15 protein-coding genes are annotated in these 14,590 nt (G+C 58.8%); 3 read left to right on the top strand and 12 right to left on the bottom strand.

What is annotated here, in order from left to right:
- Positions 1-49: 49 nt before the first annotated feature.
- The 6 genes from L861_RS15845 to L861_RS15820 form a co-directional block, all read right to left on the bottom strand.
- Complete coding sequence (locus L861_RS15845; RefSeq protein WP_016417641.1) at positions 50-841, bottom strand: ABC transporter permease; 792 nt, start codon at positions 839-841, stop codon at positions 50-52.
- Positions 838-1,740, bottom strand: coding sequence for an ABC transporter permease (locus tag L861_RS15840; protein WP_016417640.1), 903 nt, complete (start codon positions 1,738-1,740; stop codon positions 838-840). Before L861_RS15840 ends, L861_RS15845 begins: the two co-directional genes overlap by 4 nt.
- A gap of 76 nt (positions 1,741-1,816) precedes the next feature.
- Positions 1,817-2,872 carry an ABC transporter substrate-binding protein gene (locus tag L861_RS15835; protein WP_016417639.1) on the bottom strand — a complete coding sequence of 352 codons (1,056 nt, stop codon included), beginning with the start codon at positions 2,870-2,872 and terminating at the stop codon, positions 1,817-1,819.
- 47 nt (positions 2,873-2,919) lie between these two features.
- Complete coding sequence (locus L861_RS15830; RefSeq protein WP_016417638.1) at positions 2,920-4,227, bottom strand: NAD(P)/FAD-dependent oxidoreductase; 1,308 nt, start codon at positions 4,225-4,227, stop codon at positions 2,920-2,922.
- A gap of 1 nt (position 4,228) precedes the next feature.
- A complete protein-coding gene (locus tag L861_RS15825; protein ID WP_016417637.1) occupies positions 4,229-4,927 on the bottom strand; it encodes an HAD-IA family hydrolase in 699 nt (232 codons plus the stop codon).
- A 40-nt stretch (positions 4,928-4,967) separates the two neighbouring features.
- Complete coding sequence (locus L861_RS15820) at positions 4,968-6,077, bottom strand: ABC transporter ATP-binding protein (RefSeq protein WP_016417636.1); 1,110 nt, start codon at positions 6,075-6,077, stop codon at positions 4,968-4,970.
- Positions 6,078-6,184: 107 nt separating this feature from the next.
- On the opposite strand from L861_RS15820, the gene L861_RS15815 reads away from it, so the two are divergent.
- The 3 genes from L861_RS15815 to L861_RS15805 all read left to right on the top strand — a co-directional run bounded on the left by L861_RS15815 (position 6,185) and on the right by L861_RS15805 (position 8,361).
- Positions 6,185-7,042 (top strand): LysR family transcriptional regulator, encoded by an 858-nt coding sequence (locus tag L861_RS15815; RefSeq protein ID WP_201766427.1) that lies wholly within the window; start codon positions 6,185-6,187, stop codon positions 7,040-7,042.
- A 186-nt stretch (positions 7,043-7,228) separates the two neighbouring features.
- Entirely contained in the window at positions 7,229-7,795 is a 567-nt protein-coding gene (locus L861_RS15810) for a gamma-glutamylcyclotransferase (protein ID WP_016417635.1), read from the top strand.
- A gap of 122 nt (positions 7,796-7,917) precedes the next feature.
- Complete coding sequence (locus tag L861_RS15805) at positions 7,918-8,361, top strand: VOC family protein (protein WP_016417634.1); 444 nt, start codon at positions 7,918-7,920, stop codon at positions 8,359-8,361.
- 496 nt (positions 8,362-8,857) lie between these two features.
- Here the strand turns inward: L861_RS15805 and L861_RS15800 are convergent, their stop codons facing one another.
- From L861_RS15800 to L861_RS15775, 6 genes are all read right to left on the bottom strand, one after another.
- The gene (locus L861_RS15800) at positions 8,858-9,487 is read right to left on the bottom strand and encodes a glutathione S-transferase family protein (RefSeq protein WP_016417632.1); all 630 of its coding nucleotides are present in this window, start codon (positions 9,485-9,487) and stop codon (positions 8,858-8,860) included.
- A 73-nt stretch (positions 9,488-9,560) separates the two neighbouring features.
- Complete coding sequence (locus L861_RS15795) at positions 9,561-10,088, bottom strand: YciI family protein (protein WP_016417631.1); 528 nt, start codon at positions 10,086-10,088, stop codon at positions 9,561-9,563.
- Between the two features lie 39 nt (positions 10,089-10,127).
- Positions 10,128-10,979, bottom strand: coding sequence for a carbohydrate ABC transporter permease (locus tag L861_RS15790; RefSeq protein ID WP_016417630.1), 852 nt, complete (start codon positions 10,977-10,979; stop codon positions 10,128-10,130).
- Positions 10,980-10,998: 19 nt separating this feature from the next.
- On the bottom strand, positions 10,999-11,886 hold the full coding sequence (locus L861_RS15785; protein ID WP_016417629.1) for a carbohydrate ABC transporter permease: 888 nt from the start codon (positions 11,884-11,886) through the stop codon (positions 10,999-11,001).
- Between the two features lie 169 nt (positions 11,887-12,055).
- Positions 12,056-13,345, bottom strand: a complete 1,290-nt coding sequence (locus L861_RS15780) for an ABC transporter substrate-binding protein (protein WP_016417628.1) — start codon at positions 13,343-13,345, stop codon at positions 12,056-12,058.
- Positions 13,342-14,514: an ABC transporter ATP-binding protein gene (locus L861_RS15775; RefSeq protein WP_016417627.1), complete on the bottom strand. Its 1,173-nt coding sequence runs from the start codon at positions 14,512-14,514 to the stop codon at positions 13,342-13,344. The genes L861_RS15780 and L861_RS15775 overlap by 4 nt, the downstream gene beginning before the upstream one ends.
- Positions 14,515-14,590 lie beyond the last annotated feature (76 nt).

Raw genomic sequence — 14,590 nt, 5'->3', positions numbered from 1 at the left:
CCACTTGGAATAGAACTGCCGCCAGACGCTATCTTCTACCCAACGGCGATCAACGGGCCGACGCCTGCTTGCGAGCCATTGCCATCATTATCACCAGAGCAAAAGAGGTGGCAGTCAGCAGCGTGCTGATAGCCGCGATGGTCGGGTCTATCTCGTCACGCAGCGCGGTGAACATGCGTACCGTCAGGGTCTGGTTCTGACCGCCGGAAATGAACAGTGCCACCATGGTTTCATCCAGTGCCTGTATGAAAGCGAAGATGGCACCGGTTATCACACTGGGTTTGATCTGCGGCAATGTCACGGCCATGAAGCTGCGGAAGCGGTTCATTCCCAAGCTCCTGGCCACCATCTCCTGCGTCTGATCGAAGCCGTGCAGACCCGCTGTCACGGCAGTGACGACATATGGCAGCGCCAGCATCACATCGGCCATGACCAAGCCAGAAATGGTATGCAACATTCCTGAGAAGGCGTAGATGAAGAATACTCCCGCAGCGACGATGATGATCGGCACGATCAATGGCAACAGCAGCACGATCTTCAGGTAACGCATGCTCCAGTGTGTTGAACAATTGATGGCATAGGCCGCCGCCACGCCCACTGGCGTAGCAATCAACGTCGTTGCAATCGCCACGGTGAGGCTGGTCTTGGCCGCCGACATCCAGCCTAGATTGCTGAAGAAAGTGTCGTACCAGCGCACTGAATAGCCGGGAGGTGGGAAGGACAGGAATCGGCTGTCCGAGAATGACATCGGTATCACCACCAAGACCGGCAGGATCAGGAAGACCAGCACCAGGACAACGTAACCGATAAAGACAATTCGGCTCAGGGATAACTTGTTCATTTCACCCCCAGTATCTTCTCAAGGGAGATCAAGCGGCTGACCACGTAGAAGATGGCCAGAACGCATATCAACAGCACCACGCTAACCGCACTGGCCGCTCCCCAATCGCTGTAAAGCTGGATATTACGGCTCACCAACATCGACGCCATGACCGTGCGGCCGCCTCCCATCAACTCAGGGGTGATGTAGAAGCCGAGACACAGCACGAACACCAATGTCATGCCTGCCAGGACACCACTCAGCGACAGCGGTAGGAACACACGCAGGAACACATGCAACGGACTGCCGCCGAGACTGGCGCCGGCCAGCAACAGGTCGCGCGGGATCTTCTGCATGGTGGCGTATAGCGGCAAGACCATGAATGGGAGCAGGATATGCACGGTGGCAATGATCGTCCCCAGCTCGTTATGCACTAGGGAGAGGGGAGAATCGATGACGCCGGTTCCTAGCAGGGTCTTGTTGATCACTCCGGAGCGTTGCAGAAGGATCAACCAGGCGTAGGCCCTGACCAGTACACTGGTCCAGAACGGCAGGATGACCAGAGCCAACACCAGCATTGCCCAACGTTGCGGAAGTATCGAGGCGGCATAAGCGATCGGATAGCCCATCAGCAATGCCAGAAGCGTCACGATGATGCTAATCCGAAACGTCAACGCGAAGGTATTCCAGTAGATCCCCTCAGTGAAGATTCGACGGTAATGCTCCAGGCTAAGCACCCCCTCGGCATAGAAGGACTGCCCGATCAACCAGGTCAAAGGAACGATGAGCAGCAAAAATACCACCAGCACGGCTGGTGACATCAGCAGCAGCATCAGTGCATGTTCTCGGCGGTGATGACGTGATGAGGGATCGATGCTGCTAATGGGAGCGTAACGATCATTGACGGCGGTGGCTTTCAAGACACTTCTCCTGTCTGAAAATCGGAGACGACACGTCAGGTGCTGCACGCCGTAACGGCGTGCAGCACCGGCACGTTCATTGCTGCATGAACTCGAGCCAACGCCGCTCGGCTTCTTCACCTTCAGGAGACGACCACCATTCGTAGGACATCAGCACCTGACGCTCGGCATTCTCCGGAAAACTAGGTAGCTCCTGGGAGCGTTCTTCGGAGATCTTGCCGGTATCGAAAGCGGCGGGATTGCCCGGGCCATAGTCGATATGGAGAGGCAAGTTGGCTTGGTACTGGGGATCGATGGCGGCATTGACGAATTTGAACGCCGTGTCCAGGTTGGGGGCATCCTTGATAATGCAAAGGTGCGTGGTCTGGAGGATGCCCTCATTGTAAGTGAAATCGGCACTCGCTCCCTCATTCATGATGGCGCTGACCCGGCCGTTCCACATCATCAGCATGTCCACTTCACCATCATAAAGCAGTTGGGCTGACTGGCCGCCTGAGGTCCACCAGGTAGTAATATGCGGTTTGATTTCCTCGAGCTTGGCGAAGGCCCGGTCGACGTCCAGCGGGTAGAGGTCTTCAGGCGCCACCCCATCCGCCAGAAGTGCGGCCTCAAGCGTACCCAGAGGGTGATTGCGCAATGCGCGGTTGCCGGGAAACTCCTCGACATTCCAGAAATCTTCCCAACTCTGGGGCGGATTACCGTCGAATGCATCGGGATTGTATGCCAATACGCTGGAGTAAAATTCATAGGCAACGGAGTAAGGAGTCTTGTACGCCTCGGGCATCGACTCGGCATTGGGGATACGGCTGAAATCGAGTGGCTCGATCAGTTCTTGATCTCCACCGCGTATGCAGTTCAGAGGCGGCGTATCGACGACATCCCATACCGCCTGACCGGTCGTGCCCTGGGTGCGAATCATTGGCCAGGCGTCAGGCGCACTGTCCTGATGGATGGTGATACCCAACGCCTCGGCGACAGGATCGAGAATGGCCTCTGTCTGGGCGTCCTGATAAGCCCCTCCTTGGGAAACGAAAGTGATCTGCTCCGCTGCCAGGCTATGGGATGTACCCAAGGCTCCCGCCAGTACAACAGCCGACCCCACCAGAGCATTCAAGCATTGCGTATATTTCATCTTGTAGTCTCCGCTTCTGCTGATATGTCGATGCGCGCTTGGGGCGCCTAGCGCCCGACCGCATCAAGGAACTGGTACCAACCTGCTACCAGACGAATACCCACCTCACGCAAGGGATAGAACGGAACAGCCTTGAGACGGCTCGTCTCCAGCAGCGCTACTTCCGGCGTCTCGCCAATGGCGAAATCCGCTGCCAGGCGTCCGAGCAACGTGGACATTGCCACGCCGGCGCCGTTGTAACCGGCGGCGTAACACAGCCGGTCGTCAAACCGGCCAACATGAGGCAAGGCGTCCAGCGTCATGCCGACATGGCCTGACCAGCGATGCGTGATATCGATACCGGCCAGGTCGGGGAACATCGATACCATGGCCCGCTGCAGGGCATCGAAAGCCGATTTCGAGTCGCGTTTACCAAACGCGCCTCGTCCCCCGAACACGAAGCGCCCGTCCACCTTGCGAAACCAACGCATCATGCGACGGGTCTCTCCATAGCTCCTGGCATTGACCAGCAACCGCTCCTGCAACGTCGTCGGCAGTACCTCGGTGGCGATGATCGAACTCCTGAACGGCACCAGGCGCGACTTGATCATGGCGCTGACCGAGGTGAGATCCGAATAGGCGTTGGTAGCCATGATCGCCTGTCGTGCACGGATCTCTCCGCTTGTGGTGACGACTCGAACGCCGTCACTTTCGCGATGAATGCCGGTTGCCGGGGACCGTTCGAAGAGTATCTCGCCATGGCGTTGCGTCAGGCCTTCGGCCAGCCCACGTACGTAACCCAGTGGATGCAACGTACCAACGCCACTACTCAATACGCCGCCGGTGAACGCATGAGAACCGGTCTCCTCCGCCACCTCACCTGCCGACAGGCAACGCAGCGAGTCGTCACCCAGCTCGCGCCGCATCCACTCGGCCTCTTCGGTGATGCAGCGAAACGCCCGCTCGGTGTGGGCACAACGCAGGTTGCCACAGCGGGTAAATCGGGCGCCTGACAGACCATAGTCATCAATCAACCCCTCCACCTCGTCCACTGCCTGATGACAAAGACGATGCATGATGCGCGCCACCGCCATGCCATGGGCCTGCGCGATGGAGGGGAACGACAAGCGGAACTTGGCCGATACTACGCCGCCATTTCGTCCACTGGCCCCCCAGCCGATTGGGTTGGCATCCACCACGATGGGTGAAACGCCGCGTTGTGCCAGGCGGTGGGCCGCCGCTAGTCCGGTATAGCCCGCTCCGATGATGGCGACATCAGCCTGGGTATCGCCATTCAGGCACGGCAAGTCGAGCTCCGTGTCTGCTGTGTCGCGCCATAACGAGGCGATCCCGGCACCCGGCAGCGGCCCACTCATGTCACACACCCTCCACGGCGTCGGCCAAAGCCTTGAGCGTGGGGAAGTGGAAGTCCGGCTTGGTCATCTGCTTCGGCTCGGGCGTACCGCCAAAGCCCTGCAGTCCCTGACGCCTCTCGATCCAGCAGGTGGTGTAGCCCAGTTCCTTGGCGATGCCGATGTCGTGATATTGGCTTTGCGCGACATGCAGGATTTCCGAGAACTTGTAGCCATTGGCTGCCTGACGGCCACGGTTGTAAGCGAAGAACTGCGGGTTAGGCTTGGCTACCCCGGTATCGTCGCAGGTCACGCTGTCGTCGAACGGGTCTTCGAGCGTGTGTGAATAGCAGGTAAAGGCGGTGCGATCGGCATTGGTCATGGCCACTAACCGGAAGTGCTTGCGCAGGCGCTTGAGCGCTGCCACCGAATCCTCAAACGCCGGCCAACGGAATACCGCCATCTGGAAGGCCTCCGCTGAATCCGTATCGGCAGGCAGCTGCAACTCCTCGGCCAGCGAACGGTAGACATTCGCCATGGCACTGCTCGAGCGTCCTGGGAAACGATCGCGTCCCCGCTTATAGGCATCGAAAATGGTCGTGTCGCTCAAGTCCTGGGCAGCGTTTCCACCGATGCGACGGACCGCTTCCAGCACACCTGTTTCGAAATCGATCAGCGTACCCACGACGTCGAACGTCAGAACCTTGAAATTGGAAAGATCCATGATCGTCAATGACTCCTGTTTCTTGTGCTTCGAGGTGATGTCAGGCGACGTTGGCCGCCGGGTATTGGCATCCGGCGCGGGGCACGATGATGGTGTCCTCCGGATGCAGGACCACTGTCAGGCTTTCGCCGATCGGTGGAATCTTCTGCTGGCCCAGGTGATGGCTAGGCTGGCGCAAGCTGATGTGGGTTCCGTCCTCCAACTCGAGGAACAGCCTCAAGCTGTCGCCCTGATACACCACCTCGCGGACACGGCAATTCAGGCGATTGACGCCGGCCTCATGCCGCTCGTCATCGATCAACAGCTTCTCGGTCTGTACTGCCAGAAGCAGCTCCGGGTGCGTGGACACAGGCCTGGCCGAGTGCAGGGTGAACTTGCCTAGCTTGACGCTGTGGGCATCGACCCGGGTCACCGGCAACAGGGTGGAGTCACCGATGAAGCTCGCCACGAAGGAGTCCTTGGGATCGTTGTGCAGTGTCTCGGGAGCACCGATCTGTACCAGCTTGCCGTCCTTGAGGATGGCCACCCGGTCGCTCATGGTCAGTGCTTCGCGCTGGTCGTGGGTAACATAGACGATCGTCGCGCCAAGCTTGCGGTGCAGTTGGCGCAGCTCGATCTGCATCGTTTCGCGAAGCTGCTTGTCCAGCGCCGACAAGGGCTCATCCATGAGAATCAGGCGTGGCTCGAAGACCATGGCACGAGCCAGTGCCACTCGCTGGCGCTGGCCGCCCGAAAGTTGGGAGATGCCTCGGTCCTGGTAGCCCTCCAGCTCTACCATTGCCAGCGCCTGGCGCACCCGTTCTGGCCAGGTGGACTTGGGCAAGCGTCGGGCGCGCAGCGGAAACGCCACGTTCTCGCCAACGGTCATGTGGGGGAAGAGTGCATAACTCTGGAAGACCACACCTATATTGCGCTTGTGGGGCGGCATGTAGGTCACGTCCTGATCGCCGATCCATACCGACCCTGACGACGGCATCACAAAACCGCCCAAGGCGCCAAGCAAAGTGGTCTTGCCCGAGCCCGATGGTCCCAGCAGCGAGACAAACTCACCCGGCTCAATATCTAAGGTTATGTCATCCAAGGCTAGGGTGTTGCCATAACGCTTGCTGACCGAACGTATGGACACACCGACATTTTCGTATTCGCTCATGAAATTCCTCGTCTTATACTTATGAATTCGTGAGTTGCAACCGAGTACAGCAGATTGGTGAATGCGGGGCAATTGCAAAATTCTTGGAACTGTCATAACGTGAAGTTATGCCGACCTTACGCCGACAATTACCCAGCGCCAACGCACTCTTCGTCTTCGAGTCAGCCGCTCGCTGTGGCAATTTCACCAAGGCAGCTGCCGAGTTGGGCGTCACCCAACCGGCGGTCAGCCGCATGCTCTCGCTTCTGGAGGAGTATCTGGAAGCGAAGCTATTCGTGCGTACGCCAGCAGGCACCGTACTGACGGAAAATGGCGAAATCCTGTATCAGGGTGTGGTGGATGGCTTTCGCAATATCGAAGCGGCAATTCAGGAGATTCGTGCGCGCAGCACGGGATTGGAGACCGTGACACTCTCCGTTTCCACCGCCTTCACGACGCATTGGCTGATGCCACGCATGCATAAACTACAGGAACAGTTTCCGTCCCTTGACCTGCGTTTTCAGCTGATTTCCGGCTCCGTCAAAGGCTCGGTGGACGATGTCGATCTGGGGGTACGCTTCGTGAGCGGTGAAGATGTCCATCATCAGGCGGCTCTCATACTCCCCGAAATATTACTGCCCGTATGTAGCCCTGCGTACCGTGAACAACACCTGCAAGAAACGACCAGCGAGAACACGACCACCCTGATCAGCTTGAGTGACAGCCGAATCAATTGGTTCGAGCACTTTCCCCAGTTCCATCAAGAAACACATGGCACGGCACATTCGCTGGTCTTTTCCGATTATGCCGTGGTCCTGCAAGCGGCGTTGTTGGGGCAAGGCGTCGCGGTCGGTCGGCTCGCTGGTCCCCGCCACTCCCATGGCTATCGCTACCGAACGTCTATGCCACCTGATCCACTCGCGCAAAAAACCACTAAGCCCTGCAGCCACGGAAGTGCGCGACTGGATCATCGAAGAAACGCGTAGCGACTGTCGCAGTGTTTCGAAACGCTACCCCGACTTGGAATTGCACAAATTCATGGCACTTGAGGGCTGACTGGAGACCGTACAAAAGCCTATGTCTCCATGGAGACATAGGTTTTCTTTCCCCGCAGGGCATGCAACTGAATAAATGCTTGAGAATGGCGGCAAAGTCCCAATAATGTTGGCGACATGACACTCGATACCACACATATCAACCAACAGCGCATGCCCTTCGACGACCAGGCCGAACTCTGGCTATTCGGCTATGGCTCGCTGATCTGGAAGGCCGAGTTTCCTTACCATGAGCGCCACCCCGCCCACATTTGCGGCTGGGCACGGCGTTTCTGGCAAGGCTCGCATGACCACCGCGGTACGCCGAAAGCGCCTGGGCGCGTCGTCACGCTGGTTAACGAACCCGACGCCATCTGCCAGGGCATGGCCTATCGCATTGATGCCGAGACCCTGCGTCCGCTGGATATTCGCGAGAAGAACGGCTACCTGCGTGAGATCGTGACACTACATTTCACCGACGGCAGCCACACCGAAGGGCTGGTCTACATCGCCACCGAAGACAACGCCGCCTTCCTCGGTGAAGCACCGCTCAATGCCATGGCGGAGCAAATCGCCAGCGCCCACGGCCCCAGCGGCCCCAACCGCGACTACCTGTTGAACCTGGCCACCTCGCTCGAGGGGCTAGGCGCCGAGGATCGGCACGTATTCGAGTTGGCGGAGCGGGTGCGTCGTTGCCCGCCATAGAGGGAATGAGTCCCGGCCTACTGCCCCAGGGCGCTATAGGCGGCACTAAGCAATATGGATTTTTATTTTTGTCGAGTCTCCCTATCATGGCAGTCATTCTCTCAACTCGTAGGAGCGCCGCCATGCAGGTTCCCACCACGAATCCCGCTATGATGTCCCCTTTCCATCTCGCGTTTCCGGTGCACGATCTCACCTTGGCACGTAAGTTCTACGGTGAAATCCTTGGCTGTCCCGAAGGGCGCAGCTCGGACGACTGGGTCGACTTCAACTTCTACGGTCACCAGATCGTTGCGCACCTGGCGCCCGCTGAAACCGGCCTTGCCGAACGTAACGCTGTCGACGGACACGATGTGCCGGTGCGCCATTTCGGTATCGTACTCCCGGTGGACGAGTGGGAAGCAATCGCCAGCCGGCTGCAGGCCCAAGGCATCGAGTTCATCATCGAGCCATACACCCGCTTCAAGGGACAGCCCGGTGAACAATCCACGATGTTTTTCTCCGATCCCTCCGGCAACGCACTGGAGATCAAGGCCTTCGCCAATATTTCAATGCTGTTTGCCAAGTGATTTAGTGTTTCTCTAACGAGAAAGCCCGACCGTCATACCACCGGCCGGGCTTTGAGAGCTATTCCCTGCACAAGTCACCACGAACCCCCTGTTCGTGCCTCCTTGCTACATTGAGTTTCCCTGCTCGGTCGTTCCCTTCGAACCTCCCTGCTCCTATTGCATATTGTTACGCAATTGTATCCTTTTGTATGCAGGAATTGTGTGGTGCTCGACGTATGACGCTTACCATCCTCAACGACCAGGTACTAACTGAAACTGGTGAGGATCGCGCCGCCATCCTTCTCCATGGCATGTCCGGCCCAGACCCTAACGGCCAGCCGGTGTTCGGACGCGATCCTCACCACCAGCATAGCTTCGCTGTTTACCGCCATCGAACGACGGGCATTGGTCCTCGCCCCTGCTGGCTTTTCCCTTAATACGCAATTTCAACGCATAGACAACATAAACCGCATCTTTATGAAGCCCCCTCGGGGGCAAGACGCCTGCTTCACAGGACTTACGGACTCTTCGAAACCTCCCTGAACGCCTCTGCGATACGTGGGGGTGCGCTGGGACGTGCATACATGCGTTGCAGATACGCGCGAAGTTGTGGAAGGTCGCTGAGAAAATCTAGCTCATTTGCCCAATCCATGAGATAGGCAGTCACACAATCGGCGACTGTGATGTCATCGCCTATGATGAATTGCCGCCCATCCATATGTCGATCCAGCACAGAGACCATATCCACGAAATCCTGTCTTGCGAGCGCGATATCAGCGGGCAAACGCTTTTCTTCTGGATATAACATCGTATGTTTAGCAATCCGCCACAGGGGCTGTTCCAGCTCGGTCACCGCAAACATTACCCAGCGATATACCTGTGCCCGTTCCTTGATATCGCTAGGCAGCAATCCTTTGGCAGGATATTTTTCCGCCAGATACAGAACGATCGCCGCCGACTCGGTGAGCACGAGGTCACCATCAACCAATACCGGGACCTTGCCGGCAGGATTGAGGCGAAGAAACTCTGGATGAAGGTGCTCCCCTTCTACCAGGTTGACCGACACAAACTCGAATTCTGCACCAAGCTCTCCCAATCCCCAAAGGACACGAAGCGAGCGGGTGGGACCAAATCCATACAGTTTCATTTTGATCCTCCAAGATGCCGAAGGCGCTGGCCACGTCTATCAGCAACGAGGCCAGCATAGGAAGCTTGCCAGGTCATTGGGGTTTGCGGTTCGCTTCTTCAGCGTTCTGAGCGGCCTGGGCACGCCAACGCTCTTCCTGTTCGCGCAACTCCGGCGTGAACTCCTCTCCGAAATCTTCATCCTCGAATACCTGGCGAATCTCTATCTCGGCTTCAGTGCCAGGCATCGGGTTGGGGCAACGCTTGACCCACTCGATGGCCTCTTCCTTCGATTTCACCTGCCACAGCCAGAAGCCGGCAATCAACTCCTTGGTCTCGGGGAATGGGCCGTCGATGACGGTGTGCTGGTCGCCCGAGAAGCGTACCCGCGCGCCCTTGCTGCTCGGCTGCAGCCCTTCGCCGCTGAGAAGGATGCCGGCCTTGACCAGTTCCTCGTTGTACTTGCCCATTGCCTCCAGTAACTCATGGCTCGGCATCTTGCCGGCTTCCGAGTCCTGGCTTGCCTTCACAATGATCATGAATCGCATGGTCGTCGCTCCGCTGGTGGGGTTGTTCACTTCCTTGTCGAACAGGCCAGTCTGGAATCGACAGCCAGGAGCCATTCTTGGTGATCTTCCATGAATCGGCTGACTCGAGCGGATTCAGCGAATCCCTGCTCGCAGGAATGACTGCACGAACTGGCGTTGGAACAGCAGGAAGGCAACAAGTAATGGGGCAATGCTGAGCAGGGTGGCGGCGCTGATGGTGGCCCAGTTGACGCCGGTTTCCGGTGCCGAGAAAATCCCCAACCCTACCGTCAGCGGGCGGCTTTCCACCGAGTTGGTGACCACCAGCGGCCACAGGAAGTTGTTCCAGTGGTGGCTGATCGACACTAGACCATAGGCCAGGTAGGTGGGCTTGGCGAGCGGCACGTAGACCTTGAGTAGCACCGCCATCCAACCGCAGCCTTCCACACGGGCGGCGTCTTCCAGTTCGCGGGGAATGGTCTTGAAGGTCTGGCGCAATAGGAAGATACCGAAGGCACTGGCCACATAGGGCAAGCCGATGCCGGTGATGGTGTCGACCAACCCCAAGCCGCTGGCGATGCGATAATTCTCGACGATCAGCACTTCGGGAAACACGAATAGCTGAATCAACACCAGCATGAACAGCGTATCCTTGCCGGGGATCGGGAAGCGTGCGAAGGCGAAGCCAGCCAGGGTGCAGACCACGAACTGGGCGGCGACGATACCAGTAACCAGCAGGAAGGTATTCAGGTAGTAGCGCTCGAATGGGGCCTGGTTCCAGGCATTGGTGAAGTTATCCAGTGTCAGCGGTGCCAGCAGATCGAAGCGCACCATGAACGCCAGCGGATGGAAGGCTGCCCATAGGGCATATAGCAGTGGGAATATCCAGACAATCGCCAACAGCCACGCAGCAGTGGTCTCCAGGCTTGGAACACGAACCAGGCGACGTGATGGCGTCGTGGGTGCGGCGGCAGTTGGCGTGGTCATGGCCTGGTCCTTGCTGAATTCACTGATAGTGCGTGCGTCGATCGAGCACGGTGAACTTCACAGTGGCCACCACGGCGAGCACCAGCAGTATGATCACAGTGATGGTCGCGGCGTAGGTGCGGTCGAAGAACGAGAAGGCGTTCTCGTAGACGTAATAGAGCAATAGATTGGTGGCGTTGTTGGGCCCGCCCTTGGTGAGAATGAACAGGTGATCGACCACTCGTACCGCATTGATCAGTGCATTGATCAGCACGAACAGTGTGGTCGGCATCAACAGCGGGAAGGTTACCCGCCAGAAGAAACTCCAGCGGCTGGTGCCTTCCAGGTTGGCGGCCTCCTCCAGCTCAGGCGGAATGCTCTGCAACGCCGCCAGGTAGAAGATCATGAAGAAACCGGCTTCCTTCCACACGGCCATCGCGATCACTGAGGTAAGTGCCACGCTGGGGTCGCCCAGCCAGTTGGGGCCGGTGACACCCAACGCACCCAGCAGGTTGTTGAATAAGCCGATCTGCGGCGCGTAGAAAAACATCCAGATATTCGCCGCGGCGATCATTGGCAGAATGGTCGGGGTGAAATAGGCCATGCGTACCAGGCCTCGCCCCGGCAGCCGACCATTGACGAACAATGCCATGCCCAGCGCCAGGGCGATTGCAGTGGGAATGGTGCCCAGCGCATAGATCAGGTTGTTGCGCGCCACCTTCCAGAAGGTACGGTCCTCGATCAGCAGTGCATAGTTTTCGAGTCCGACGAATTCCGGTGGCGAGCCGCGAAAACCGGGCAGGAACAGGCTGTTGATCAGGGTGGCGACCGTCGGCAGATAGGCGAAAGTACCCAGCAACACTGCTGCCGGCAGCAACAACAGCGCACCGTAGACCTGCATGCGGCGATCGGAGGTCCGTTTCGCCATGTCACGTCTCCTGCCTGGAGCTGAGCCGGGGGCAGGTCAATGAGGAGGTCATTTGCCATGGATGGCAAATGTAGCGTCCAAGGAGGGATTCACAGCGCCTCCTCATTGACTCTCGCCCCCGGCACCGCTGTTTGCGTCTAACCCAGACCCCGACTGAGCGCCTTCAGCGTCAGCGTGCATAACGGCGCAGCGCGGCGTCAGCCTCGGCCTGGGCCTGCTTCAGCGCTTCTTCGGGCGACATCTGCCCGGTCAGCGCCGCCTGTACGGCATTGTCGAGCGCACGCCGCACCCGGCCGCCCTGGTAGGTGGCTAGTTCGGCGGTGGCATGCTCGAGTTGATCGCGAGCCACTGCCGCCGGTGGGAATTCCTCGACGTAATTGCTCAGCGCCTCGGTTTCGTAGGCGGCCGGACTCACGCCCATGTAGCCGGTTTCCATCGACCAAGCCGCGGCACGTTCCGGTGCCGTCATCCAACGGATGAAGGTCATGGCGGCACGCTGTTCCTCGTCGCTGGTACCCTTGAAGATATAGAAGTTGCCACCGCCGGTGGGGCTGCCGCGTTGGGTGTTCATGGGCAACATGGCCACGCCGAAGTCGAAATTGGCCTCGTTGCGCACGGCGGTGAGGTTGCCGGTGCTGTGCCACATCATCGCCGTGGACTGTTCGATGAAATTCTGGCGCAGAGTGCCCCATTCGATGGCGCCGGCAGGCATGGCGTTATGCTCGTTGGCCAGCGACACCCAGTATTCCAGCGCCTCGATGGCAGCCGGATCATCGAAATAGACCTCGGTACCGTCGTCGCTCATCAGGCGATGGCCGTTCTGGAAGGCAAAGGCCTGGAACATCCAGTAGGGGTAACCGGTGGAGGGCACCATCACGCCCCACTGCTCGCCATTGCTTGCCTCGCGAACGGCGGCGCCCATCTCGGCCATTTCCTGCCAGGTTTCCGGCGGGCGTTCGGGGTCGAGGCCAGCCGCTTCGAAAACATCCTTGTTCCAGTAGAAGACGATGGTCGAGCGCTGGAAGGGAATGCCGTAGGTCTTGCCGTCGAGCCGGCCGTTCTCCATCAGGGCCGGATAGAAGCTGTCGAGCCATGCCCGCTCTTCATCGCTCTGCACCAGGTCGTCGAAGGGGACGATGACATCCTGTTCGATGAGCTCGTAGAGATCGATCGAGAACATCACCGAGAGTTGCGGGATATCGCCGGCCTCGATGGCCGACATCGCGCGCACCCGGGTGTCGTCGTAATTGCCGGCGTAGATGGCATCCACCGAGATGTCCGGATGTTCGGCCTCGAAGTCGGTGACCAGACCGTCGATCACTTCGGTCAGGGCACCGCCAACCGCGATAGGGTAGTACATGGTCAGTTCGACCTGGTCCTGGGCGGATGACTGACCGGCAGCCATCAGTAGGCCGGCAGCGGCCAAACCACTCAATGCATGAGGAAGTCGCGAGCTCATCGGTTCACTCCTGGAGGGTAGTTCCCATCATGTGCAGTCGAGGTCTGGGCCTCGTCTTCCCTAGAATCGCAGCCACGGGCAGCTGCGAAGTCATAACCTTGGAGATCCAGCCGGCGCCCATCCTCACTGGCGAAGAAGTGAGCCGCTTTCGGCGTCCACTGCAGGCGGCAGGACCTTTCACCACTAAGCGACATCACCCCAGGCAGACGAGCGCGCAGTTCCTGCTTCCCTACCCGCAGTCGAATAATGGTGTCGGCGCCAAGGTACTCCTCATCAAGCACCTCGGCCGGCACGCCGGCAGCTTCCGCTGGCTCGATGTGGATGTCTTCCGGACGAATGCCCAGTTGGCAGCCGGCTGCCCGATGGGGGGCGATGGCACAACGCGGTTCACCCTCGATAGCGGCGCCATCACGACTGGCGACGAGTGGCACCAGGTTCATCGCCGGGCTGCCGATGAAGCTTGCCGCGAATGCCGTGGCCGGGTGGTTATAAAGATCGCCGGGCGTGCCATCCTGCACGATGCGACCGTCCTGCATCAGGATCACGCGGTCGCCCATGCTCATGGCTTCTACCTGGTCGTGAGTAACGTAGATCACCGTCATGCCCAGGCGCTGCTGAAGTGATTTGATCTCGCGTCGCATCTCGCCGCGCAGCCGGGCATCGAGGTTGGAAAGCGGCTCGTCCATTAAACATATTGGATGCTCGGAAATAATAGCCCGGGCCAGTGCCACGCGCTGGCGTTGACCGCCGGAGAGCTGGGCCGGCTTGCGATCCAGGTAGTTCTCGAGGCCCACCAGCCGGGCCACCTTATCGAGACGCACTTGGCGTTCGGGTTTGGGCACCTTGCGGCTGCGCAAGCCGAAGACGATGTTGTCGGCGACGTTCAGGTGCGGGAACAGTGCATAGGACTGGAATACCATGCTGATACCGCGATCTCCCGGCGGCATCGACGTCACTTCGCGTTCGCCGATATGGATACGCCCCGCCGAGACGCGTTCGAGGCCCGCAATCATGCGCAGCGTGGTGGATTTGCCACAGCCGGACGGCCCCAACAGGATCACGAACTCGCCGGGCATCACCTCGAAGGACGCCTGGTCAACGGCCGGCACGTCCCTCCATACCTTGCTGACGCCTTCTAGTCGGATACGCTTGTTGTTGTTATCGGTCATGATTTGCCTGGTATTGATTGCACTCGCCGATCACAGGAAACACTGAATAAGTGTCTGGATACGGCATATCGGTCAT

The organism is Litchfieldella anticariensis FP35 = DSM 16096 (assembly GCF_000409775.1).
GTDB classification, from domain to species: domain Bacteria; phylum Pseudomonadota; class Gammaproteobacteria; order Pseudomonadales; family Halomonadaceae; genus Litchfieldella; species Litchfieldella anticariensis.
This window is presented reverse-complemented; position numbering and strand designations above follow the sequence as displayed.

What these genes read in the sequence shown, in the direction of transcription:
- L861_RS15845 (WP_016417641.1), bottom strand. Translation starts at nt 841, where the DNA reads ATGAACAAGTTATCCCTGAGCCGAATTGTCTTTATCGGTTACGTTGTC.
- L861_RS15835 (WP_016417639.1), bottom strand. Translation starts at nt 2,872, where the DNA reads ATGAAATATACGCAATGCTTGAATGCTCTGGTGGGGTCGGCTGTTGTA.
- L861_RS15830 (WP_016417638.1), bottom strand. Translation starts at nt 4,227, where the DNA reads ATGAGTGGGCCGCTGCCGGGTGCCGGGATCGCCTCGTTATGGCGCGAC.
- L861_RS15825 (WP_016417637.1), bottom strand. Translation starts at nt 4,927, where the DNA reads ATGGATCTTTCCAATTTCAAGGTTCTGACGTTCGACGTCGTGGGTACG.
- L861_RS15820 (WP_016417636.1), bottom strand. Translation starts at nt 6,077, where the DNA reads ATGAGCGAATACGAAAATGTCGGTGTGTCCATACGTTCGGTCAGCAAG.
- L861_RS15815 (WP_201766427.1), top strand. Translation starts at nt 6,185, where the DNA reads ATGCCGACCTTACGCCGACAATTACCCAGCGCCAACGCACTCTTCGTC.
- L861_RS15810 (WP_016417635.1), top strand. Translation starts at nt 7,229, where the DNA reads ATGACACTCGATACCACACATATCAACCAACAGCGCATGCCCTTCGAC.
- L861_RS15805 (WP_016417634.1), top strand. Translation starts at nt 7,918, where the DNA reads ATGCAGGTTCCCACCACGAATCCCGCTATGATGTCCCCTTTCCATCTC.
- L861_RS15800 (WP_016417632.1), bottom strand. Translation starts at nt 9,487, where the DNA reads ATGAAACTGTATGGATTTGGTCCCACCCGCTCGCTTCGTGTCCTTTGG.
- L861_RS15795 (WP_016417631.1), bottom strand. Translation starts at nt 10,088, where the DNA reads ATGGCTCCTGGCTGTCGATTCCAGACTGGCCTGTTCGACAAGGAAGTG.
- L861_RS15790 (WP_016417630.1), bottom strand. Translation starts at nt 10,979, where the DNA reads ATGACCACGCCAACTGCCGCCGCACCCACGACGCCATCACGTCGCCTG.
- L861_RS15785 (WP_016417629.1), bottom strand. Translation starts at nt 11,886, where the DNA reads ATGGCGAAACGGACCTCCGATCGCCGCATGCAGGTCTACGGTGCGCTG.
- L861_RS15780 (WP_016417628.1), bottom strand. Translation starts at nt 13,345, where the DNA reads ATGAGCTCGCGACTTCCTCATGCATTGAGTGGTTTGGCCGCTGCCGGC.
- L861_RS15775 (WP_016417627.1), bottom strand. Translation starts at nt 14,514, where the DNA reads ATGACCGATAACAACAACAAGCGTATCCGACTAGAAGGCGTCAGCAAG.